17 protein-coding genes are annotated in these 25,043 nt (G+C 38.1%); 6 read left to right on the forward strand and 11 right to left on the reverse strand.

Annotated elements, in window-relative coordinates:
• The first annotated feature begins 336 nt into the window (after positions 1-336).
• Together queG and KO505_RS15100 are read left to right on the forward strand one after the other, a co-directional pair.
• Complete coding sequence (gene queG, locus KO505_RS15095; RefSeq protein WP_216056288.1) at positions 337-1,494, forward strand: tRNA epoxyqueuosine(34) reductase QueG; 1,158 nt, start codon at positions 337-339, stop codon at positions 1,492-1,494.
• A 96-nt stretch (positions 1,495-1,590) separates the two neighbouring features.
• Positions 1,591-1,977 (forward strand): hypothetical protein, encoded by a 387-nt coding sequence (locus KO505_RS15100; RefSeq protein WP_216056289.1) that lies wholly within the window; start codon positions 1,591-1,593, stop codon positions 1,975-1,977.
• 351 nt (positions 1,978-2,328) lie between these two features.
• Here KO505_RS15100 and acs read toward each other — a convergent pair whose 3' ends face one another.
• From acs to KO505_RS15130, 6 genes are all read right to left on the reverse strand, one after another.
• On the reverse strand, positions 2,329-4,290 hold the full coding sequence (gene acs, locus KO505_RS15105; protein ID WP_216056290.1) for an acetate--CoA ligase: 1,962 nt from the start codon (positions 4,288-4,290) through the stop codon (positions 2,329-2,331).
• A 140-nt stretch (positions 4,291-4,430) separates the two neighbouring features.
• Positions 4,431-5,750 carry a sugar MFS transporter gene (locus KO505_RS15110; protein ID WP_252731821.1) on the reverse strand — a complete coding sequence of 440 codons (1,320 nt, stop codon included), beginning with the start codon at positions 5,748-5,750 and terminating at the stop codon, positions 4,431-4,433.
• A 94-nt stretch (positions 5,751-5,844) separates the two neighbouring features.
• A complete protein-coding gene (nagA, locus tag KO505_RS15115; RefSeq protein WP_216056291.1) occupies positions 5,845-6,972 on the reverse strand; it encodes an N-acetylglucosamine-6-phosphate deacetylase in 1,128 nt (375 codons plus the stop codon).
• A gap of 120 nt (positions 6,973-7,092) precedes the next feature.
• Positions 7,093-8,094, reverse strand: a complete 1,002-nt coding sequence (gene nagB-II / locus KO505_RS15120; protein WP_216056292.1) for a glucosamine-6-phosphate deaminase NagB-II — start codon at positions 8,092-8,094, stop codon at positions 7,093-7,095.
• Positions 8,095-8,132: 38 nt separating this feature from the next.
• Positions 8,133-9,041, reverse strand: coding sequence for a BadF/BadG/BcrA/BcrD ATPase family protein (locus KO505_RS15125; protein ID WP_216056293.1), 909 nt, complete (start codon positions 9,039-9,041; stop codon positions 8,133-8,135).
• Between the two features lie 278 nt (positions 9,042-9,319).
• Positions 9,320-11,959, reverse strand: a complete 2,640-nt coding sequence (locus tag KO505_RS15130; protein WP_216056294.1) for a family 20 glycosylhydrolase — start codon at positions 11,957-11,959, stop codon at positions 9,320-9,322.
• 258 nt (positions 11,960-12,217) lie between these two features.
• Between KO505_RS15130 and KO505_RS15135 the strand changes: the two genes are divergently transcribed.
• Together KO505_RS15135 and KO505_RS15140 are read left to right on the forward strand one after the other, a co-directional pair.
• Complete coding sequence (locus KO505_RS15135) at positions 12,218-14,194, forward strand: vanadium-dependent haloperoxidase (protein WP_252731822.1); 1,977 nt, start codon at positions 12,218-12,220, stop codon at positions 14,192-14,194.
• An 18-nt stretch (positions 14,195-14,212) separates the two neighbouring features.
• Positions 14,213-15,874, forward strand: a complete 1,662-nt coding sequence (locus tag KO505_RS15140; protein ID WP_216056295.1) for a CRTAC1 family protein — start codon at positions 14,213-14,215, stop codon at positions 15,872-15,874.
• Between the two features lie 52 nt (positions 15,875-15,926).
• Here the strand turns inward: KO505_RS15140 and KO505_RS15145 are convergent, their stop codons facing one another.
• Positions 15,927-17,453: a tryptophan halogenase family protein gene (locus KO505_RS15145; RefSeq protein ID WP_216056296.1), complete on the reverse strand. Its 1,527-nt coding sequence runs from the start codon at positions 17,451-17,453 to the stop codon at positions 15,927-15,929.
• Between the two features lie 145 nt (positions 17,454-17,598).
• Positions 17,599-20,331 carry a TonB-dependent receptor gene (locus KO505_RS15150; protein ID WP_252731823.1) on the reverse strand — a complete coding sequence of 911 codons (2,733 nt, stop codon included), beginning with the start codon at positions 20,329-20,331 and terminating at the stop codon, positions 17,599-17,601.
• A 285-nt stretch (positions 20,332-20,616) separates the two neighbouring features.
• Here KO505_RS15150 and KO505_RS15155 point away from each other — a divergent pair, with 285 nt between their 5' ends.
• Entirely contained in the window at positions 20,617-21,633 is a 1,017-nt protein-coding gene (locus KO505_RS15155; RefSeq protein WP_216056298.1) for a LacI family DNA-binding transcriptional regulator, read from the forward strand.
• A 68-nt stretch (positions 21,634-21,701) separates the two neighbouring features.
• Here the strand turns inward: KO505_RS15155 and KO505_RS15160 are convergent, their stop codons facing one another.
• Positions 21,702-22,298: a LysE family translocator gene (locus KO505_RS15160; RefSeq protein WP_216056299.1), complete on the reverse strand. Its 597-nt coding sequence runs from the start codon at positions 22,296-22,298 to the stop codon at positions 21,702-21,704.
• A 103-nt stretch (positions 22,299-22,401) separates the two neighbouring features.
• Between KO505_RS15160 and KO505_RS15165 the strand changes: the two genes are divergently transcribed.
• Positions 22,402-22,851 carry an Lrp/AsnC family transcriptional regulator gene (locus tag KO505_RS15165; RefSeq protein ID WP_216056300.1) on the forward strand — a complete coding sequence of 150 codons (450 nt, stop codon included), beginning with the start codon at positions 22,402-22,404 and terminating at the stop codon, positions 22,849-22,851.
• Positions 22,852-22,906: 55 nt separating this feature from the next.
• On the opposite strand, the gene KO505_RS15170 is transcribed toward KO505_RS15165, so the two are convergent.
• Together KO505_RS15170 and alr are read right to left on the reverse strand one after the other, a co-directional pair.
• Entirely contained in the window at positions 22,907-23,770 is an 864-nt protein-coding gene (locus KO505_RS15170; protein ID WP_216056301.1) for a hypothetical protein, read from the reverse strand.
• Between the two features lie 193 nt (positions 23,771-23,963).
• A complete protein-coding gene (alr, locus tag KO505_RS15175) occupies positions 23,964-25,040 on the reverse strand; it encodes an alanine racemase (protein ID WP_216056302.1) in 1,077 nt (358 codons plus the stop codon).
• Positions 25,041-25,043 lie beyond the last annotated feature (3 nt).

A 25,043-nucleotide genomic window follows, 5' to 3' on the forward strand; every position in this document is an offset into this window, starting at 1 on the left:
TAACTTTGATATTTTTCAAATCGTTCAACTTATTATAGTTCTTCATTGTTGATCAATTGCAGTTGTGCTCATAATACCTATTCCGTCATTTTTTGCAGCAAAATCTACTGCTATTAATAGGTACAAATCGTATTTTTTATGCTTATTTGTAATCTAATATTTTAAATTTTGCCATTTTTATATTTTACGGCTTAATTGCTTACTCCGACTCGTCAAAGTGATAAAAGTTTAATCTTTCTTTTTGTCATTTAAATACATGTGGATCTTCTATGCGCCTCCTAGTTAATACATGGTAAAGTACCCCTATTATTTGCAGCCTGAATCTACTGTTTATTAATGAGCAAAACCAAACTAAACACCCAAATTAACACTGCAGCACTCTCTGAAAAAATAAAACAGTGGGGGAGCGAACTTGGCTTCCAGCAAGTAGGTATATCTGACATCGACTTGTCTGAATATGAACCTAAAATGTTAGATTGGTTAAAAAAAGGGTTTCACGGTGAAATGTCATATATGGCTAGCCATGGCATCAAACGTAGCAGACCTGCTGAATTATTGCCTGGCACGATTTCTTTAGTTTCTGTTCGTCTTGATTATCTGCCACCTGACGCTGCCTTTGCGGCGACTCTAGAACAACCAAACCAAGCATTTATCAGTCGTTATGCTCTTGGACGTGATTATCATAAAGTCATCCGCAACAAGCTAAAAAAACTGGGTCAGATGATAGAAAAAGAGTTGAATTTTGATGACCTCGCCTTTCGCCCTTTTGTTGACTCAGCCCCCGTTTTAGAAAGACCTATTGCTGAGAAAGCTGGCTTAGGTTGGATAGGTAAGCATACACTTACCATCAACAAAGAAGCTGGCAGTTGGTTCTTTTTAGGCGAACTATTTTTACCCATTGCTTTGGAAACGAATACTCCCGCAGAAAATGAATGCGGAACTTGTGTTGCGTGTATCACCACTTGCCCTACTCAAGCGATTGTTGAACCATATGTTGTTGATGGCCGTAAATGCATTTCATATTTAACCATTGAATTAAAAGACAGCATTCCTGAACAATATCGCAAAGCTATGGGTAATCGCATTTATGGCTGTGATGACTGCCAACTTATTTGCCCTTGGAATCGTTATGCTGAGCTATCAACGGAACCCGATTTTTTACCACGCTCACAATTACACCCTGTGAGTTTATTAGAATTGTGGCAATGGCAAGAGCCTCATTTTTTAAAAGTGACAGAAGGCAGTCCAATAAGAAGAATTGGGTTTGAGTGCTGGATGCGTAATATTGCTGTTGCATTAGGCAATGCTCCATTTAGCTTAGAAGTGGTAGAACAATTAACTAATAAATTAACACTTATTTCGGACATGGTTGATGAACATATTCATTGGGCATTAGAGCAGCAAAAACAAAAAGCAGAAGATGAAGGTGTTGGTTCGAGGCAACTAAAGCGTTTGATAAAAGCAATACGAATCGGCTTGCCTAGAGACGCGTGACTTTAAAATAAGTGAAGTAAGGTACTCACGTCCCAAATTGATTAATTATGAAACATTGATACTCTTAATTGGAACATTTTAATAGGGCTGTACATCATGCGAAAATCTATCCCTTCTACTTTACTAAATATGATGCCGTTGCCTATCGTATTAGTTGAGTACAAAGCGAACACCTTAAACCATCCAATTGTGTTTTTAAATAACAGCTTTTCAAAATTAATTGGATGGACATTAGAAGATATCCCCGATAAAGAACATTGGTGGCAAAAGATATATCCCGATGTGCAATATCAAAAGGTAGTTGAAAGACAATGGGAATTGGAAGTTGAAACCGCACTTAGTCGAGATGATGGTTTTGTTTTGTTGAAGGTTAATTTAATGACTAAACATAATGGTCAAAAAAGATTTAAAGTTTATACGGAATTAACAGACATGTTAATACAAGGTTATTATATTGTTGCGCTTGAACCGTCAGAAAAATAAGTAGTTTCCCCCATTGATGTAGAAGCCAATGAAACATCGTCAGATTTCTAGACAAGTAAGGCTAATATTAAAATGTTATTTTTAAGTTAGTCTACTTTTCTTAGTGTAATAATTTGCAACAGTGACTCGTTGTAGCCTGACATAGTAATAGAGCTCAGCGTATCCGCTTTTTCCTATAAACTTGCTGAGTTTAATACACTGTCTGATAATGATGTAAATTACACTATCGCAGTATACAACTCCGATTAAATATAATTAAAAACCGTACTTGATTACAAAATGGCTATTCTATTTACTTGAATAGCCATTTGTTAATAAATTAGTTAGAAACTACTGATATTTTCAAAGAAGTTAACCTTTATTTAGTCTATTTTTAATCAGTTTATCAACCACACTAGGATCAGCTAATGTGCTGGTATCACCTAAAGTTTCGTATTCATTTGCGGCTATCTTACGCAATATACGACGCATGATTTTACCTGAACGTGTTTTTGGTAAACCATCAGTCCACTGGATCATGTCAGGTTTGGCTATTGGACTTAAATCCTTAGCAACCCAATCACGCACTTCCTTAGTCAAGGCATCGGTTACTTCCACTCCATCTTTTGCTATCAAATACACATAAATACCCTGACCTTTAATATCATGTGGATAACCAACCACCGCGGCTTCTGCAGTAGCAGAATGTGCTACTAATGCACTTTCAATTTCAGCGGTTCCTAAACGGTGCCCCGATACATTTAATACATCGTCAACACGGCCAGTGATCCAATAATAACCATCTTCATCACGACGTGCGCCATCTCCAGAAAAGTACTGGCCTTCATACGTTGAGAAATACGTTTGCTCAAAACGTTCATGATCACCATACAAAGTACGGGCTTGAGCTGGCCAACTGTCAGTGATAATTAAATTACCTTCCGCAGCGCCTTCAAGGATGTCACCTTCGTTAGTGACCAAGGCTGGTTTTACACCAAAAAATGGACGAGTGGCAGAACCAGGTTTAAGCTCTGTAGCGCCTGGTAATGGCGTAATCAATATGCCACCGGTTTCTGTTTGCCACCATGTATCTACGATCGGACAGCTACTGTTACCAATTGTTTTATGATACCAATTCCATGCTTCTGGATTAATAGGTTCACCCACTGAGCCTAATAAACGTAATGAGCTTCTATTGGTCCCTGCAATTACAGAGTCACCTTTTGCCATTAAGGCTCTAATGGCAGTAGGCGCGGTATAAAGTACGTTTACATTATGTTTATCTACCACTTCACTTAAGCGTGATACTGTTGGATAAACGGGAATACCTTCAAACATTACCGTAGTAACACCATTGGCCAATGGGCCATAAATTAAATAACTATGACCTGTAATCCAACCAACATCGGCACCACACCAATAAACATCACCTGGTTTGCAATCAAATACATATTCATGAGTCAAAGATGCATAAACGAGATAACCACCCGTTGTATGTAATACGCCTTTAGGTTGGCCAGTAGATCCAGAGGTATAAAGAATAAATAAAGGATCTTCAGCATTCATTGGCTCTGGCTCACAAACACTTTCACAATCCGCTAAATGTTCGTCCCACCAGATATCTATGCCATTTCTTGCAGAGTCTGCATCATGCCAATCGACTTTTGCCCCAGTGTACTTCAAACATAAAACCGCTTCTAAGCAACTTGTATCGGCTCGATTTAAGGCTTCATCAACATTGGCTTTTAACGGTATAGTTTGACCACCACGTAAGCCTTCATCCGATGTTATAATCACTTTTGACTGGCAATCTTTGATCCTATCCGCTATCGCATTTGGCGAAAAGCCAGCAAAAATAACAGAGTGAACTGCACCAATACGAGCACAAGCCAACATCGCATAAGCGGCTTCAACTACCATAGGCATGTAAATAGCGACTCGGTCGCCTTTTCCCACACCTAACTTTTTAAGTCCGTTGGCTAACTTGGCAACTTCATCATGCAAGGTTTGAAAACTAATATGAGTAGATTTACTGCCATCATCATTTTCCCAAATAATGGCGGTGTCATTGGCATGGGCTGCTAAATGTCGATCGATACAGTTATAACTAGCATTTAGTACACCATCTTCAAACCAACGGATATCAACATTGCCTTTATTAAAACTGGTATTTTTTACTTTGGTGAAAGGCTTTATCCAATCGATACGTTGTGCTTGTTCTTGCCAAAACTCGTCTGGATTTTCGATAGATTGTTTATACATAGCTGTATATTCAGCATTATTTAATAGAGATATCTCTTTATAGGATTCAGGTACTGGAAAAATTTCTGACATGCGTTACTCGTGTTTTTATTAATATTATTCTTATCAACGGCTAAATTAGTATCACTCAATGATGATGGCTAATAAGCTACCACTAATTTCAGTTACAAAAACGCCTAGATAAAACTAGGCGTGTTTTCATTTTAATAGGGTTACCAGGTACGTTTTTTATGACCAACTAAACCATAATACAAAATATAGCCATAACATAAGAAACCGACGATATAACCTAGACTTGTGTCATTCGTAACATGAGCTATTTGACCAAATACCAAAGGTAAAATCGCACCACCCGCAATACCCATAATTAATAATGCAGAACCTTGAGCCGTATGTTTACCTAATCCCATCAACGCAAGTGGCCAAACTGCAGGCCACACTAATGCGTGGGCTAGGCCAAGTAATGCAACAAAAGTAACCGTATTAGGAATAACTGCAATCCCTGTCCAACCCCATAATACATCAGCAATAGCGGTACTTTCAGTTGAGCTTGTTAAAACACCTATCACACACAGGATCCCAGCAATGGCTGAGCCAAGTAAAGCTTGTTGTTGGCTAATGTATTTAGGAATACAAGTGACACCTATCACGTAACCAATAACCATAAACACCATAGTGTAAGACGTTAAGCCCGCAAAATTGGCAACTTCAAGGCTTTGACCATATAAACCAATTGTGTCACCAGCAATAACTTCAATACCAACATAAAAGAATATAGCAATCGCACCTAACACAACTTGAGGAAATGACATGATGCTGCGGCCGTCATCAGTAGACTCTTCATCTTCCAGCTCTAATTCTGGTAGATTTGAAAACTTGATAAAAACAACCAATGCCGATAAAACTAATGCCATTGCGATATAAGGCATGATCAACGCATTTGATAATTCATCGATTTTAGCTTGGCGCGCTACATCATCTAAGCCTGCTATGTAAGATTCTGAATAATCCCCCATACCTGACAATACTAATGCGGTAAACATCGCTGGCGCTAACACACCTGCTGCTTTGTTTATTAAGCCCATAATACTAATACGCATGGCCGCACTGCTTTCTGGTCCAATTTTTACAACATATGGATTAGAGGCGGTTTGTAGGATAGTTAAGCCAGAACCTAAAACAAATAATGCGGCTAAGAATACAATATAATTACCCGTTTGTGCCGCGGGGATAAACAATAAACTGCCTACAACCATGACGGCTAAACCTATCGCCATTCCGTTTTTATAACCGGTTTTGTCTAATAATAAAGACATAGGTAACGCCATGACGGTGTAAGCAATATAAAATGCAAATGTTACTAACAGAGCTTGAAACTCATTTAATTCACAAATGATTTTAAGAAATGGAATTAATGACCCATTCAACCAAGTAACAAATCCGAATATGAAAAACAAAACACCAATGATCACCATTGGCATCATGTTACTTTTTACAACCTTATTGGGTTGCTCGTTTGCGATTGAAGTCATTAGACTCTCCCCTATGCTTATTTATCAGTGCTTAAATGCGATCCGATTTATTATTATTTTTAATTTTTGTGTTTATTGTTAAAAATAAACGATTTTAATCATTGGTATGAATTAACTTGCCAGCTATCCATGTTTTAGAAACGTTAAAGTCGTTAGTAAATGCGGTTAAGTCAGCTTGTTTTCCAACCTGTATTGACCCCATTTTATTATCCACCGCTAAGTATTGCGCCGGATACAAAGAAACCATATTTAATGCTTCTTCTAAGGATAAACCTAAGTGTTCTACTGCGTTTTTTACGGCAGTGATCATATCTAAAGCTGAACCAGCTAATGTCCCTTCTGGGGTAGATAACTTATCGCCATCACGAATGACTTCTACACCAAAAAATTCAAAACCTTGCTGATCACTTCCTATGGTGGACATTGAGTCAGTAACCAATAACAACTTACCTTTTGGTTTAATTGCATGTGCAATTTTTGCGGAACCATAATGCATATGATGTCCGTCTAAAATAATGCCACACCAAGCAGAGTCAGTTTCCAGAGCAGCACCCAATACGCCGGGTGCACGACTGGTAAATGGAGACATGGCATTAAACAAATGTGTAAAGCTATCAGCACCTAATGCAACTACCTCTTTTGCACGTTCATAAGTGGCATTACTGTGACCTAGAGATACTTTCACTTGATTATTTATCAGTTCAACGACATCTTCATCCGATACATTTTCAGGGGCTAATGTCACTATTTTTATGCCCAAATCGGTACGATTAAATATAGCTTTTTCTCTATTACCAATAGGACGAACTAAGGTTTCTTCATGCACGCCTTTTTTAGGAATAGATAAATGAGGTCCTTCAAAATGAATCCCTAAAATACCAGGGCTATTTTGTTTAACAGCATCACTAATTGCATCAGCGGCACGTTCCATGATAGACGCTTCATCTGTTATTAAGGTGGGCAATAACGCCGTTGTTCCAAATTTGGCATGTGCCGAGATCATAGTTTCTACCGTCTCAACACTCGGTTCAAAGTTAAATAACTTACCGCCACCGCCATTAACATGTACGTCAATAAAGCCAGCTGTTAATGTGCCAGCGATATATTCCGCGTTAGGTAATACACCTTGATGGATGGCTATAATTTTATCTTGGTCAACTTCAACAGTTACATTGGTTAAGAATGTAGAACCATCAAATACTTTATCGGCAGTTAATAACATATTGTTCTCTAAGATATTAATTAGTTAAACCTTAACCCATTTTATGACAACAATCAGTTACTTAATTGCAACTAAGCGACTGACTGATGCCAGATAATTAGTGTTGAGGCAATGACTAAATTATAACGTTTTAGTTACTTTATTTAGTCCAGCTGGTGCATCTGGATCTACACCACGGCTTACAGCAACATGCGCTACATCGATATAAAAACGTTGTAATAATGTTAATGGAGCAATTCTATTAGCAATTGTGTTATTCGTCAGCGCAATATGCGTTACTGTTGCACCACGAGACTTAACTTCGTTAATTTGTTCATCGTGACTCGTTTTTGACTCATCAGCTAAGTCAAGGCTAATAATGTCTAATCCGCCTTCTACTAAAGTAACAGGACCGTGTAAAAACTCCGCACTCGAAAATGACTCAGCTTGAATACCACACACTTCTTTAAGTTTTAATGCAACTTCACGTGATAAGGCATAACCAAAACCACGACCCATAACCACAAGATGGTCAACTCCAGCAACCGCTTCGGCTTTTAATTGAACAGGCTCATCAACGGTTTTAGCTAACACTTCCGGTAATTGATTTACTGCAGAAATGAGTGATTGATCATTTTTCCAATGCGCCACTACGTGTAATAAAGCAGATAACGTCGCTAAATAGCTTTTGGTAGCAGCAACGGCTTTTTCTTCACCAACATTAAGTGGAATAACAACATCTGCAATTTCAGCTAAAGGTGAACTTTGGTCATTGACCAGTGCAATACACAATGCACCTTGTTTTTTGGCAATTTCTGCTTGAGATAAGATATCTGGGCTACGACCGGATTGAGAAATAACGATAACAGCACTACCGGCTAGGTTTACTTCTGTTCCAAATACACTTTTTACTGATGGTGCTGCTGCTACTACAGGCGTCCCTGTTTCAACTTCAATTAAATATTTACCAAAAACACCCGCATGATCTGAAGAACCACGACCAACCATAAATACAAACTTTGGTGCTAATTGACGTAATGTTTCACCTAATTTAATAACTGTCTCGTTGTTCATTTCAATTTGTTGTTGAATGCGAGTTGGTGCTTCACGCGCTTCGCGTTCCATAATAGTGTTAGTTAGCATAATTAATTCCTAATTAAATTCTATGTTAAATCAATTCGTTAAATAGCAACTGCACAAGCAGAAGACTGTTGTTGAGCGTATAAAACCGCTCCTACTTCTGGTGGCTGCTCAGCCTCTTTCAGCTGACCCACAACTTCAGGGGATAAATATGGTTGCATTAAGGGCGATAACCCGCCGATAAGCGATAATTTTAGTGTTTTATCTTGAAGTAATTTCGTTGCTAAGGCAGACAAGTATTCAGCACCAGATTTCAATATGTTAATTGCATGTTGATCATTTAATTGTGCATGTTGCACAACTAAGGGAGCTAATCGTCCAAATTCTGTTGGTGTGAAACCAGATACTGTTTGGGCCAATTCAATAGCTGAAGTGATTTGATAATGTTTACAAATCGCTTTAATAAAATCAGTTTCTGGTTTTAAACCATCTAATACTAACAATGCCAATTCTATTGACTTGTAGCCAACCCAAGCACCACTACCAGCATCACCGACAGGAAATCCATGACCGCCCATTTCTATTAATTTGTTATTTTGACAAACCAATGCACTTGACCCTGTACCGATGATCATCACTGCGCCATCTTTACCACCATGAGCCCCCACACAAGCAATGTGTAAGTCAGTGGTATAAAAACTTTGTTTAAACGGCGAATTCCAACGTTTCATTTCTGTCATACAAGCTTCAAGGTTTAAACCGGCCAAACCGATGCCTGCAATTAAATTAGCCTTAAAATCAGGAGTAAGTCCAACCTGAGCCAATGCAGTATCCGTTGCTTCAATAATGTGTTGTTGTGCTTTTTCAATCCCACGTAATACATTGGCTGGACCTGATACGGCGTCGGCGATTACTCCGTCTTCGTTAGAATAAAGAATCGCACGACATTTACTGCCCCCACCGTCGATACCTAAATAAAGTTGTTTATTATTGTATTTTTCTTTACTCATTACTGATCCAAACTATTAAATAAAAAAATGCTCATCCGTGAGCTAACTTCACCACAACATGAATTAGTACTGCCACCAAAAATGACAGCGCTGTCATTTAAGTTAACACAAGAATAAATTTGGTCAAGAAAGAATCGCTATAATTTTATATTTTTCAGATAATGCATTGTTATTAAAGACATTAATTTTTACTAATTGAATGGCTTTTTATGTTTCAAGATAATGAAATTGGTCTTTTAACAAGCGCTGTCATAAGACCAGTTTCATTTAATATCTCTTTAATTAACGGCTAATGCTCTTCCTTTACGTCGGCCATTAATGCTAATAGTTCGGACAAAAACTGGTGTATTAACTTCTACTTCACCTGTATATTTTGTCCAACCAGTATCGGCATCTTTGTATTCAATTAATACCCCCACAAAGGTAGTATTGGCTCTTAACACACCATTCTCAATTACGGCACCAACCGTTGGTAATCGGTAATATAGGTCCGACAATTCCGCTTTGTATAACGTTTTTGTCGCAATATGGTTGGAAAAACGTTGCCAATCAAGATCTCTATTTTTATACATTTCATCAGTGATATAAATTGTATCTTGACTGTACTTTTTACCATCATAATCATAATCAAGTTCCCAATCAGCTTTGTGCCATGCTCGTTCTGCTAATGCATATAATCGTGGAAATATCATGTATGAGGCTTGATCATCAGTGCGAACACTTTCGCTCCAAAACTGCCCTTGCATACCAACAAAACCTTTGCCTTTTTCCATAGGTTTATGAGTTATCTCGCCCTTATCATTTGTTTGGACCGTATCGTCAGATACAAATGCATTTTCTTCTCTATCTTTCATAAACTCAGCGTTAGCCGGTAAATTCTCTGGCATAAAGTTAAATACTTTATGGCTATTTATATGGCGGGATGCCCAGTAATAGCCACGTTCTTTAGAGTCTGCTTCATACGGAAAATCAAAGTATAGGGTTTCTGGTGTTGAGATAACGACCTCCCAGCCTCTATTAACTTGCTCGTGTGCAGCTTTATGACCACCCCACATTAATGGGGTCCAAGCATTAGATTGAACAACTTCAGGCATACGTTCTTTTTTAGTATGGCCCATACCATCATTCCAACCCGCAGCTTCTATGCCTCGTTTGGCCAACAATCGAGAAACTCGCTCAACAAAATAAGCAGCAATATCTTCCGCACTTTCAATACCAGTAACGTTATCTTTAAGTAGTTTTTTGCAAGCGGTGGATTCTAACCAAGCCCCAGCAGTTTCGTCTGCACCTATATGGTAACGAGTTAATTTATTTTTGGCTTGCTCGTGCATATTCGTCAGTTCATCTACCACTTTACCGATAAAATCATACGATGAATCCATACAAGCATTGATTGTATTATCATTGTAAAACTGCACTGAACTGTAAACTGTACTGTCTTCAACATCATGTAATACATATTGATTTGCTAATTGAGTTTTACCTTGAGACATCAGTTTATTATGGCGAGCTGTCATCGCTTTAATGGCGGCTCTTGAATGACCCGGCATATCCATAGATGGAATAACTTGTATATGACGAGCCGTTGCAAACGCCAAAATCTCTTTATAGTCTTCTACGGTATAATAGCCATTAACATGACTGTCTCTGTTTGGGCCTGAGCCAAGTTGGGGTAATAAGCAGTTTTGCTCTGTTAAATCATGGCAACGGTAACCACCAATGTCGGTTAATTCTGGTAGACCGGGTATCTCAACACGCCAACCTTCATCATCAGCTAAATGGAAATGGAACTTATTCAGCTTATATGCTGCCATCTGCTCTAATACTTTTAAGATAAATTCTTTAGATTTGAAGTTGCGAGAAACATCCACATGCATACCTCTAAAATCAAACCTAGGTTCATCTTTTACTGTTAATAAAGGTACAACTGTTGATTCAGGGGTTATTAAACTCGACAAACTTTGCAACGCATAAAAAGCCCCCGTATCACTACCGGCTTCAATGTTTATTTCGCTTTCATTAATAATGAGTTCATATGCTTCCCCTTCTAAACCAGGCTGATTTTTTATCGTTACGTTTATGCCTGTAGTACTTTGAGAAATGCCCAACAATTTTAATCGACTTAACGCCGCTGCTATTCCTTCTTGGCTGATACCTACTAAATTTATCTTTAAACCCGATTTAAGATCTAAGCTTTTGTCAGTACTATCAACAATCACAGATTTTGGCGTTGGTAAAATGGAGGTTGTTACATCACGTGTAACATAATTAGCTTGGTTCTCTTTATATAACCAATTAGCAGTAGCAGGTTGAGTGTTATCTGCTTCGGTACGTTTAAAGTGATGATCTTGTTCAGTTAACGGAATTGAATAAGGTAAAATCTCAAGTCCTGTTTCTGCATCTTGCTGCGGTTTGGTACTTAATAAAACGTGAGGAGTTTGATCGCTACCAACTATATAATAATTAGGCATCATGTCCGTCTGAGCCAAATGCCAAAATGCACCTCGAAATGGAATAGTATACGTCTGCCCTGCTATAAATCCTGTGTAAGACTGACTTGGAGTAATAGTGTGCATATCACCATTTACATGGGTTATATCAAAATCTTCGCTGCTTTCTTGTTGAATTGGCCCCATGTTACTGAAATATATTTTCCAGTCTTTGTCATTAAATGAAACGGGAGAAGTTAATCTAATTTGCGCCTGAAAACACAATCCGTCGACTACATTAGGATCACAATTATCATCGCTACGATTCGTAATAATTTCATATTTCACTTCAATATTTTTAGCAAAATCTGCAATTGAGCTTTCAGCATTAATGCTATTTTCAGTTTCATTTTGCTGAATACTATCTGGCTGACAACCAGTTAATACTAAGCTAAGCAAAGGTAATATAAGTGTATATCTTCGTTTCATTTGAGACTCCCGCACTAAGTTATTCAAGCTCAATATCTAACAGGCAATTTTAAGACTAGATAGACAAAGTCACTAAATTTAAATTTATTATTTCTATTAATAATTTAAACATAACAAAGAATGACAACGCTGTCATTCTTTGTTATGTTTAAAATTCATTCTATTTTAAATTCGCCTTTACTTTTAGGCAGCATGTAATTCGTTATGAATAAATAGGATGGAAATTAAAATATCTACAATCCGTATAAGAGTATAATTATGATGAAAACAAATACCCTTGGAACAAAATTAAAACTCGCATTATTTGTTCTAACTGCAATGTTAGCTGGCTGTAATAGTGACAAAAAAGATACTGTTGTAGAAATAACACCAGAAAGAACAGGTCATTCTGTAGCTCGAATGTGGAATGAGGTCGTATTGGATGCCATTAGAAATGACTATGCACGCCCTACCGTTCATGCACGAAATTTATTCCACATATCTTCTGCTATGTATGACTCGTGGTCTACCTATAACAACAAAGCGACCCCATTTTTATTTGGCCAAGTGTTAAATAGTTATGAATGTAAATCCGTTGAAGTTGAAATACCGGAAGATGTATTGCCATCACAAGAAACGGCTATTAGTTACGCAACTTACCGTTTGATCTCACATCGCTTTGCTAACTCACCAGGTGCTGGGTTTATTCAAAATGAAGCTGACGTATTAATGAATGATTTAGGTTTAGATACGGACTATGTCTCCCTAGATTATATAAATGGTGAAAATAAAGCGGCTGCATTGGGTAACTATATCGCCAATTGTTATATTGAGTTTGGATTAACCGATGGGTCAAACGAACAAAATGACTACGCAAATACAAGTTATAAACCAATTAATCCCAACATAAAACTAGGTGATGCTGCTCCAGGTAATCCAGATGTTATAGATATGAATCGCTGGCAGCGTATTGAATTAGACAACTTTATTGATCAAGCAGGCAACTTAGTCACCGGTATTCCTGAATTTTTAGGGGCTGAATGGGGACAAGTAGTACCATTTGCACTGTCAGAAAATGACAAAGTTACGTTTAATCGAGACGGTTTTGACTATCAGGTTTATCACAATCCTGGACAACCACCATATATTGGAGGTGTATTATCAGACCAATATAAATGGGGATTTTCAATGGTGTCAATTTGGTCTAGCCATCTTGATGAATCTGATGACACTATGGTTGATATATCACCTGCAAGTTTAGGCAACATCCAATCATTCCCCTCTAGTGTTGAAAGTTATGATCAATTTTATAACTTTATAGACGGAGGAGACTCAAGCCAAGGTTATGCGTTAAATCCATCAACAAACCAGCCTTATGAACCTCAAATGGTACCTAGAGCCGATTACGCAAGAGTACTTGCTGAATTTTGGGCTGACGGACCATCATCTGAAACCCCTCCAGGCCACTGGTTTACAATTTTAAATACAGTGAGTGATCACCCACAATTAGTTAAACGATGGTCTGGTCAAGGTGAAACTCTTGGAAACCTAGAATGGGATGTTAAAACATACTTTGCCTTAGGCGGAACTATGCACGATGCGGCAATTGCAGCTTGGGGAGTTAAAGGTTGGTACGACTATGTACGTCCTGTAGCCGCCATCAGAGCAATGGCTGATTTAGGCCAAAGCACAGATGAAAACTTACCTTCTTACCATGTAGACGGTATTCCATTAGTTGACAACTATATTGAGTTGGTAACAGAAGGCGATCCATTGGTTGGTGAAAACAATGAACACTTAAATAAGATTAAACTTTATGCCTGGAAAGGCCCTAGTTACATTGAAGTGCCATCTGAAGATGTTGCTGGTGTTGGTTGGATTTTAGCGGAACGTTGGTGGACGTATCAGCGTCCATCATTTGTCACACCTCCTTTTGCAGGTTATGTATCTGGACATTCTACTTTTTCAAGAGCGGCGGCTGAATTAATGACACTTATGACAGGCGATGCATACTTTCCGGGCGGGATGAGTGGATTTGATATCAAAGCAAATGAGTTTTTAGTGTTTGAACGAGGCCCTAGTGTTGATATGACTTTACAATGGGCGACATATAGAGACGCGTCAGATCAATGTAGTTTATCTCGAATTTGGGGCGGTATTCATCCTCCCGCAGATGATATACCAGGTAGAAAAATGGGATTGATTATTGGCCCAGAATCATTCGAAAAAGCCAATGCCATGTTTAACGGCAATTAATATCTAAAGGTTTACAAAATGTTAAATAAGTCTGCAATTTTGTTTTTATTTTCTGTTTTTTTTATCACGGCATGTAGTGATAAAAAAACCGAATCACCAATAGATAATGAACAGTTGGAAGAGCCTGTCGAGGTCGTTTTGTCTTTCACTGATATTAGTTCAGCTGCAGGCATAACCCTGTTCCATTCTAATCGGCTTGGAACAAATGCCACTATGCCATCCATGTTCTCAGGCGGTGTTGCAGCAGAAGACTATGATAACGATGGTGATATAGACTTATATTTTGTTAGTGGAGAGTCTAGTCAAAATCACTTATACCAAAATCAAGGAGACGGAACCTTTGTCGATGTTGCACAACAAGCTGGCGTGGCTATTAATGGCAAACGAACAAGTGGGCCAACCTTTGCAGACATTAATGGAGACGGTTATTTAGATTTAGCGCTTGGAGCAGTAGATAACCAAAAATTTCATCTATTTTTAAATAACCAAGACGGAACATTTACCGATATTACCGCTACGTCGGGGATACAATTTACCGCCCCAAATACAGTTTCAATCACATTTTCAGATTTAGACAACGACGGTGATTTAGACATGTTTGCCAGTCACTGGGGACATGATTTAGCTGAAGGTGATAGTTTAGAAATGATTTGGCGAAATGACAGCCAAGGCGACCTAGTGTTTTTTACGGATATCAGCACTGAAATGGGATTATCTACTATTTACCAAAATCAATTTGATACCGCTGACAATCCTGACGCTGAAGCAGACTCATCTTTTGTTCCAAGCTTGAGCGACATCGACTCAGATGGCGATATGGACCTGCTTCTTGTGTCTGATTATGGTCTCACTAAATTACTTCGTAACAATGGACATAATTTTGAGTTAGTCGAATCTGATAGCATCATAGATCAATTTGGTATGGGGTCGGCGGTTGCAGATATCGACAATGATGGTGATATGGATTGGTTTGTCACTAGTATTGCCGAAAAAGAATATAGCGGTGAAGATAAAAATCCGACAGAAGGGTATAGGGGTAATACGTTATACAAAAATGATGGCTTAGGTAACTTCAGTAATGTTTCAATTTCTGCAGGAGTGAGTGACGGTGGTTGGGGATGGGGAGCCTGTATTGCAGACTTCAATAACGACAGTTTACCCGACATTTTTCATGTTAATGGTTGGGGTCAAAATGGTCAGTTATTTGTGATGTTCCAAGATGACAAATCAAGATTATTTATCGCTCAAAAAGATGGTACTTTTATAGAACAAGCCGTTAAACTCGGTATCGATGACGAACATCAAGGACGAGGGTTAAGCTGTAATGATTTTGATAATGATGGGGATATTGATATAGCCGTATCAAACAACCAAGGTCCAGCCAAATTATACCAAAACAACCTCACGGGGCAGAATCAATTCTTAAAAATTAAACTCTCAGGAAACTCACCAAATACTCAGGCTATTGGAGCTTTGGTAGAAGTTATTGTCAACGAATCGTTAACGTTAACCAAAGAAGTTCGTATCGATAATAACTTTGTTTCACAAAATGCCAATGAACTGCATTTTGGATTAGCCAATAATAATAGCGTAGAAAAAATAATTATCACTTGGCCAGATCAAACGATTACAGAGCAATCTAATGTAAGCTCAGGCCAAACCGTTAAGATCTCTCAATAATAAAAATTGCCTCAATCTTCTTTGGGTTGAGGCATTTATGATTACCTTTCTTTTAGCTAGGCCATTTATCTTTATACATGCCCTTTAACGTAGAGACATGATCTGGGAACACGTCATCGACTAATTGCCCACAATAATTTCGTGATTTAGTGTAATCAAACACCTTATTTAACTCTGTCGGTTGTATGATATTTGGCGTTGGAAAATGCCCCATTCCCATTAATATTACGTACCAAGATGGTCGTAAGTAGACTAAATAATTATCTAGTCTATTCAACATATCTTCAAAGTTACCGTCACCATTCCAAGCCGCTAACAACTCAGTTAAAGTCTCTGATTTTTTAGCATTACGACAATCACGCCAGTAGTCTGTGTCATTTCGGGAATTTAATACATAATGAGCAACAATATAATCTCGTATGCCTTCCATCATGTTATTTACCTTGTTATTAAATACAGTGTATTTGTCATTTTCATTTGGCTGATCAACGGTCGATATATATTGTTCAATCGTATACTGCACTAACATTAGAGCTGTGGCTTCAAGCGGCTCTATAAACCCTTGAGATAACCCAACTGCCAGACAATTGCTAACACTATGTTGTTGTAAACGCCCTACTTTCATTTTCAAGTGTCGTACTTTGACATTGTCGTCCGTTATCCCAAGGTGCTCTTTGAGCTCTTTTTCCGCCTCTTCTGAACTCACATAATCTGAACTGTATACATAGCCGTTACCATAACGATTCGCTAACGGTATTTGCCAAGCCCACCCATATTTTAATGCTGTGGAGCGTGTCTCTGGGGTGATACCTTCAGATAAATCAATATCTGTGGCTATAGCGACTGCAGAATCATTAAACAAGTTTTCTTTATAATGTTTGAATTCAACCTTTAACGCATTTTGCATTAATAGGCTTTTAAAGCCTGTGCAATCCACAAATAAGTCTGCTTTATGTTTGCCGCTATTATTTGCTTCTACATATTTAATAAAGGCATCTAAGCCTTGCTGATCCACTTCTACATGCGAAATATCATCAATGATATGGTTAAGTCCGTTTTTAATCGCCCGATTTTTTAAAAACTCGCCCAGCAAGCCGGAATCAAAGTGATAACCATAATCGATATCTAAATTAGGGTATTTATTAGAAATGGGAGACGTTTTTTGCCTTGCCATTTGTGCTGTAACAAAATAATGATCCGGATGTGCATTTGCTTGAACGCCTTTTCTTTGTAATTTGCTGTTATGAAAAAAAGGCTCTCCAGGTTTTATGTCTAACTCAGAGAAAAAAGGGTGAAAATAACTTTCATAGCCTTGTTTATCACTCCAGTTAGGAAATCGGATTCCAACTTTATAGGTGGCATTACATTGTGGCATCCATTCTTGATCTGAAACTCCGAGGGTTTTAAAAAATTGTTTTAATGAAGGTGTAGATCCTTCACCCACCCCAATAATTCCGATATTATCTGACTCAATTAATGTAACGCTAGCGTCAGGCCAATTATGCATAAATAAATTAGCAGCCATCCAACCAGCGGTACCGCCACCACAAATTAAGATATCATTTGGTCTTGTATTCATATCATTTCCTAACAACCCCAGTTAAACATTTTGGTAAATTAACCGGAAACAATTTGAGATACCGTTTATTAATTTACAAAAAGGTTTAATTATAAAAAAGGCCAGTCAATGACTGGCCTATTAATCTATCAAGTAAACCTAAGTATTAGAACTTGAAGTTTGCACCTACATAGAAACGACGGCCATTTTGGCTTTCAGTCGACACAACTTTAGTGCCTGTGTAAGCATAGTTTTCAACATCACCATCGTTGATTAGGTAATTGTTGAAGCTTTCGTCAGTTAAGTTAACAATCTCAAATTTCACTGTGATGTTTTCAGAAACATCATAGCTTACTTGTGCATCCCACTGACCCGTTTCATCACGGAAAGTTGGACCAAACTCAGTGTTAGACGTGAAGTATTCTGAACGATAGTTGTAGTTCAAACGCGCACTATAATCATCAGTTTCATAAAATACACCTAAGTTATAAGCATTTTCTGAAACATCAGGGAATGGAACTGTTCCAGCTACATCTACGAATTCTCCATCAATTTCTTGTACCGATACAAAACTACCTTCTGATGCGTCTACCATAGTGTAGTTAGCAAAGGCACCAAAACCGTTATCAAAGATATGTTGAACTTGTAATTCAATACCAGTGTAATCCGCTTCATCACCATTTTCAGGACGGTTAAGTTGGTTATATTGCACACCATCAATAACGTCACGTACCGTGTTGTTAAAGAAGAAGTTGGTGATGTCTTTACGGAAGAAAGTACCACTAACTAAAGATGAATCAGAGAAGTACCATTCTAAACCTAAGTCAAACGAAGTAACTTCTGTTGGTTTTAGTTTAGGGTTACCCATGTCACCACGACCAGTTTCCGGCGTTAAGTTATACGCAGGAGCCATAGAGAATGGTGAAGGACGTGCAATACCTTGTGAGAATGACGCTCTCGCTAATACATCATCAGCAAGGTCATACGTTAAGTTAAAGCTAGGTAATATGTAGCTGTAATCATTTTCAACAACAACGGCATTTGCTGCTGCATCGTAACCGTTAGACGTTGAATCTGTAGATGTATAACGTAAACCAAAGTTACCGCGGTAGTTTTCACCTTCAAAGTTTGCCATTGCATATGCTGCAATAATAGTTTCTTCAATGTTAAACGATGCTAATGCTTGGAAGCTGTCTTTATTTAAACACATAGTACCAGCATCAACTAATGCAGCAGTACATTCAGGTTGAGCGTACATAGCAGCCATCATTTTGTCTTTATCAGGGGCAAAATAAGTTTGGCTATCTAATGAGTTACCGTCATGTGCAATATCAAGTAATTCGCCAGACCAGAAATCTTCTGCAGGACCTAAAGAACCAGCGCCCCATGCACCTAAGTTAGATAAATTATCTTGGTGACGAGTTTGCTCAAAGTTACGATCTTTTACTTTACCACCAAACTTAACCGAGGTAATTGGACCATATTCCACTTCAATAGTGACATCAGCTTGTGCATAAGTTTCTGCATCAGTTACTTCATTATATTGGTTGAATATACCACCTAACCACATTTGGTCAGTCGGATTAGACATCCAAGAGTTTGCGCCATCAAAGTCGATTGCTGGACCGTGAGCTGAAGGGTTTGGATTTGAGAAAATAATACCAGCACGATCGTCTAGTGGATCGGCCCAGAACTCAGTAAAGAAGTCATAAATGTCGCCTTTACCTTCTGTTGTACCAACTTGGAAATGTACTAAACCAAAGTCAGCTTCGTAATTGATGTTTAAATCAAATACAGACGTGCCCATTTTAGAACCATCACGGTAGATGTTGTCATAAGCTAAGAACTGTGGAACCCAACCGGTTTGATTTGGATCACCGTAATAAGTCATAGAAGTCAGGTAACCATTTTCTGTTGTACCTTCACGAGCAAATTCATCACCCACTGCAATACCACGGAAAGGAATACCTATCATGTTTGAGTTAACGTTAGATGCTTCCATTTCAGAGAAAAGGTAATGACCTGTTACTTCTAATTTATCTGTTGCCATCCACTGTGCAGTAACGTCAAAGTTTACACGTTCACGATCTTGTTTAAATACCGCAGAACCAACCCCCCAAGGTGTAGAACCTTGTTCAGTTGCGCCGGCAGGTGGTGTTACGCTAATTCTAGCAATACCAGGCCCGAACCAACCAAAGTCAGACTCTTGTGAATGACGTTCAACTGTACGATTTTGCATTGCAGCAGAAACCACAACACCAAATGTTTCTTCTTCATTTTTCCAGCTAGAAACAATAGAACCACTTGGATCCCACTGCTCTGGTAATGCAGAATATTGCATATCTACAGAACCAGCAATTGTGCCAGAGTCCATATCAAGAGGCTTACGTGTATTAACGATAACCGTGCCGCCTAGTGCACCTTCTTCAATATCAGCTTGAGGGGTTTTATAAACTTCTAGACCGCCAACCATTTCTGATGCAAGCATTTCGAAGTTAAAGTTACGACCTGTATTGTTTAATACAAACCACTGTGCAGTACCAACGGCTTGGCCGTTAAGCAAGGTAACGTTTTGGTTTGGCGTGAAACCACGAATTGTAACACCTTCGCCTTCACCAAAGTCACGACTGATTGTTACACCCGGGATACGTGAAAGTGTATCTGCAACATTTTTGTCAGGGAACTTACCAATATCTTCCGGAGTGACCGTGTCAACGATCGCATTAGCAAAACGTTTTTGATTTAAGTTCTTTTTATTACTTGCACGAATACCTGTTATCTCGATAGTTTCGATATCTTGTGCTTTTTCTTTATCATCAGCTGCAAAAGCTGTTGAAGTTGACATAGACGCAGCAATTGCTAGCGCTACTGTTGAATATTTTAGACGAGTGTTTTTCATCACTTGCTCCCGACGTTGTTGTTGTTTTTAGTTTATTATGTAAATGACAGCGTTGTCATTAAACTAAACTAGGATTGCTTAAAAGGCAATCAACTTTTCAATTAATAGTTTAACTTTTGACCTAAAATAAATACATCACACTGTTTTTAAAGAAAAAATATTTTTGAACTTTTTTGTACAGTGGGTGTTATTTAGACAAATATTTTCGTAAAAATGCAAAAACTGTCTACCGTTGTCAAATAAATGAGTGTATGGTTAATCCATAATAAAATTAGAATAATAAATATGAAGATCACAATCAGTGAAGTAGCTGTAAAAGCAGGTGTTTCTATAAAAACAGTATCTCGTGTCATTAACAATGAGATAGGTGTTCGTTCGGCGACAAAAGATAAAGTACAAGCTGCAATGGATGAATTAAATTATCGTCCGAGCCAAGCAGCGAGAAGCTTAGCCAGCACGCAATCATTTCAAGTTGGGTTTATTTATGACAACCCTAATGCTTATTACATAATAGATATGCAAAATGGTATTTTGAATGTGTGCCGTAAACAAAACTACGAACTATTAATCCATCCTTGTGATGCTAAATCTGCCAATATTATTGACGAAGTTTTGTTTTTAATTAAACGTTCAAATTTAGATGGGCTGGTATTAACTCCGCCGTTATCTGAAAACCAACAACTCATATTTGAATTGCAGAAACGTAACGTGAAATTTGTAAGAGTTATATCTGGTAAAGGTATGGTTGAAGATGCAGCTCATTGCGTATATCTAAACGACCGAGCCGCTGCTTTTTCAGTGACCCAATATTTAATTGATCTTGGCCATAAAGACATTGCGTTTATTTGTGGTGATCCTGAGCATAAGTCCAGTCCCGAACGATTTGAAGGTTACCAACAAGCCCTAAGACAAAACAATATTAAAATTGAACCTAACTTTTTAATTGATGGTGAATATTCATTTGAATCCGGTGTTAATGGTGCAAAACAGTTATTGTCTTTGAAAAAACGCCCAACGGCTATATTTGGCAGTAATGATGAAATTGCAGCGGGTGCTTTATTTGCCTGTAGATTAGATGGTATAGATATTCCAACTGAGATATCCATTGTTGGTTTTGAAAACAGCCCATTCTCACGTCAAACATTACCAAAACTAACGACAGCAGATCAGCCTACTGAAAGTGTCGCGATTGCAGCCACACAGTTATTGATAAACCAGATTAAAAACATTCCTACCAATACAGTAATTGAGTTTAATCCAGAATTATTAGTCAGAGAGTCAACCACCAACTTTAACGGTTGAAGCGATAAAACTTCAAAAACATCATAATACTCAGCAATTTATGCTGAGTATTAACGCCTGTTGTTCATTTAAGCGATTAGTACTGGGTACAATGAAGCAAGTAATAAAAAAGCCATAATTCCATTAAAGATCCGTAAACGTTTTACGCTCGATAATATTTTCTGCAACTTCTGTCCTAACACTACCCACACGCTAATTGATGGTAAGTTTACAGCGCCAAAAACTAACGCCACTATAATTACAGACTTTACATCTCTATCAGGTGCATAAATACCAATGGATGTTAAGGCCATGGTCCATGCTTTTGGGTTTACCCATTGAAACAAAACCGCTTGAATAAATGAGAAAGGTTTTGCTTTATTCGCTCTTTTATTTTCCGGTGGAGCGGAAGTCGCAACTTTATAAGATAAGTAAACCAAATAAACAATACTGCACCATTTTAAAATCATATAACTGGCTGGATACAAATCAAATACCTGCATTACGCCCATACCAACTAGCGCCACCATCAAAGTAAATCCAAGTCCTACTCCCATCATATGAGGTAACGTCTTGCGAAAGCCAAAATTAGCGCCAGAACTCATTAACATTAAGTTATTAGGTCCTGGGGAAATTGAAGATGCAAAAGCAAAAAGCACTAAGGCTAAAATGATTTCTATGTTCACCGTCGTTCCGTTTTTTTATAAATACAGGAGCACTACTATAATTCACTTCCAACGAAATTAAATTGCCTTTATTGTGTCATTTTAACGAAATAAGCAATAACTTATGAAAATTGACAATTTTAACCAACAAATATTGCAAGAATTAAAAAAGGACGGTCGGGTTAGCAATATTGATCTGGCTGATAGAGTTGGATTATCCCCTTCTGCCTGCTTGCGTAGAGTCCAAGAACTAGAAAGACAAGGTATAATCAAAGGTTACAAAGCCATTATCGATAATAGGAAATTAGGTAAAGGTTTTAGTGCTTTTGTTACGGTTGGTTTATCCGTTCATACCAAAGATTCACAACAGGCATTTGAACAAGCCATTGCGAAATCAGACGAAGTATTAGAATGCCATAATGTAACAGGTTCATACGAGTATTTATTAAGAGTAGAAACAACCGACTTAGTGTCTTATAAAAGATTTCACACCGATGTATTAGGGGATTTGCCGCAAGTAGCAACCATAAGTACCCATGTGGTCATGGAGTCTACAAAAGATAATAACGAATAACTGAATCAGTTTGAGTTATTCGCTATTATCAAACAGTTGAGTGAATGGTTATCGTTTACGTGTCAAAACGCCACCAAGTTTTAAAATCACCTGAGCTTGAATCCGCAAAAATATGTACAACGTATGTGTGTCCGGCTAATAATTGAGATTCCGGAGTGAACGTAACACGTTGCCCATTTACTTGGCTGCTCGCATTAATAACGTTTGTCACTAATTCACCACTTTCACTCGCATCTAACATGCCACAACGAAATCCAGACCAGATGATTTGGCATTCATCTGAGCCAGAAGGTAACTCGAATATTTCTATATTGATTGACGAAGGGAGGGTAAATCCCGATGCGAATGTCATTTCGAGACTTTCTGGGATGGTCGCGACTAAAACATCGTGAGAGGGAAACGTACTTTCAACATCTTGGTTAATGTTTGTATTGTCTACACATTCATCCGCGCAATAAGAATCCGAAGAATTTAATAGAATAGTAAAACGAGTATTTTCTGGTCCAGTTACAGCTGCAAAATACATCCCTGTTTTGGTAGCCTCAAAACTCGCTTTATCCACCACCCCTGGACTCAAGGAAGACTTGGCAACACGAGCTTCCATGGCTTGAGAGGAGTCTTCGCCACCAGATGAATCAGCAATATCCCAATAATCCCCTAATTGCTGCTCAGAACTAAACACTAATAAATCAGGATCATCATTACTGCTTTCTGGTGTTAATAAGAGTTGGTATTTTGTTCCGTCATCCACTGAAAAAGAAAATTGTGCTTCATCACCAGACAACGAACCTGTCACAGGCTCGCCAACCTCAAGTGTGGTCATCCCAGATAAACCATTCTCATCGTCACTATCTTCACAACCTTGAATCAGTGAAAGGCTGATGAGACATATAAATAAATACATTAACTTTGTTTTCATTTTTTTATCTCCAATGTTGAATATATTACAGTCATAAATATCGAAAACACTCCGCTACTTTTATGAACATTACATATCAAGTTAGGCAACATTTAATATAGTTTAGTGCACTTTTTATTTTTAAGTCAACGAAGTGAGCAATGGCAAATAAGATAATGGAGAAATTGTTTTCTGGTAAGAAGCGTGATAATTACTAGTTTTTATACTGTTTAGTAACTCTACCTGTCACACCGCATAATAATTCATACGCGATACTATTCGCGTGGCGAGCAACACGTTCAATTGGCAATCCTTCTCCCCATAATATCACTTCGTCACCCACCTTGATCTCCGTACTTTGACCTAAATCCACGGTGATCATATCCATAGACACACGCCCGACTAAAGGATATTCAATTGAGTTTATTAACACTGGCGTACCATTTCCTGCATTACGTGGATAACCATCACCATAACCTATAGCGACCACCGCTATTTTTGTGTTTTGTGCAGCAACCCAAGTTGCGCCATAACCAACTGAGCCGCCTTTGGGAACATCACGAACGGCAATGACACTACTTTTAAGTGTCATCACAGGTTTTAAATCGTGTTCAGCGGCATCTGAGTCGGCCATTGCAGAAGCGCCATACATCATTATTCCAGGTCTAACCCAGTCAAGATGTGTTTCAGGTAAGGACATGATTGCTGCTGAATTGGCGATAGAACGTTCACCCTCAATATCTAAACAAAGCTGATTAAACAAATTAATTTGCTGGTTATTTAAGGGATGCTCCAGTTCATCGGCGCACGCTAAATGGGTCAATATGGTAGGGGTTGCTAATATATTTTTATGTTGTGTTAATTGGTTATAACAAGACGCCATCTCTTCTGGAGCTAAACCGATTCGGTGCATACCCGTATCGAGCTTTAACCATACTTTTATTGGCTGCGGTAAATCCGCATTTATAAAATCAATAACTTGTTGCTTGTTATGAAGTACGGTTTCCAATTGTTTCTCAGCAATGACCATCAATTCATCTTTATCAAAAAAACCTTCCAATAAGACAATTGATTTTTTTATCCCCGCATCTCTTAACTTAATAGCTTCATCTAATCGGGCAACACCAAATGCATCAACATTCGTTAATGACTCTGCCACTTCTAAATAACCATGCCCGTAAGCATTTGCTTTTATCATAGCTAGTATTTTGGAAGTAGGCGCTAACTTACGAACTACCTCAACATTGTATAATAATGCGCCGATATTAATTTCAGCTACCGCGATTTTCATAAA

It is taken from the genome of Psychrosphaera sp. F3M07 (genome assembly GCF_018860345.1).
Lineage (GTDB): Bacteria > Pseudomonadota > Gammaproteobacteria > Enterobacterales > Alteromonadaceae > Psychrosphaera > Psychrosphaera aquimarina.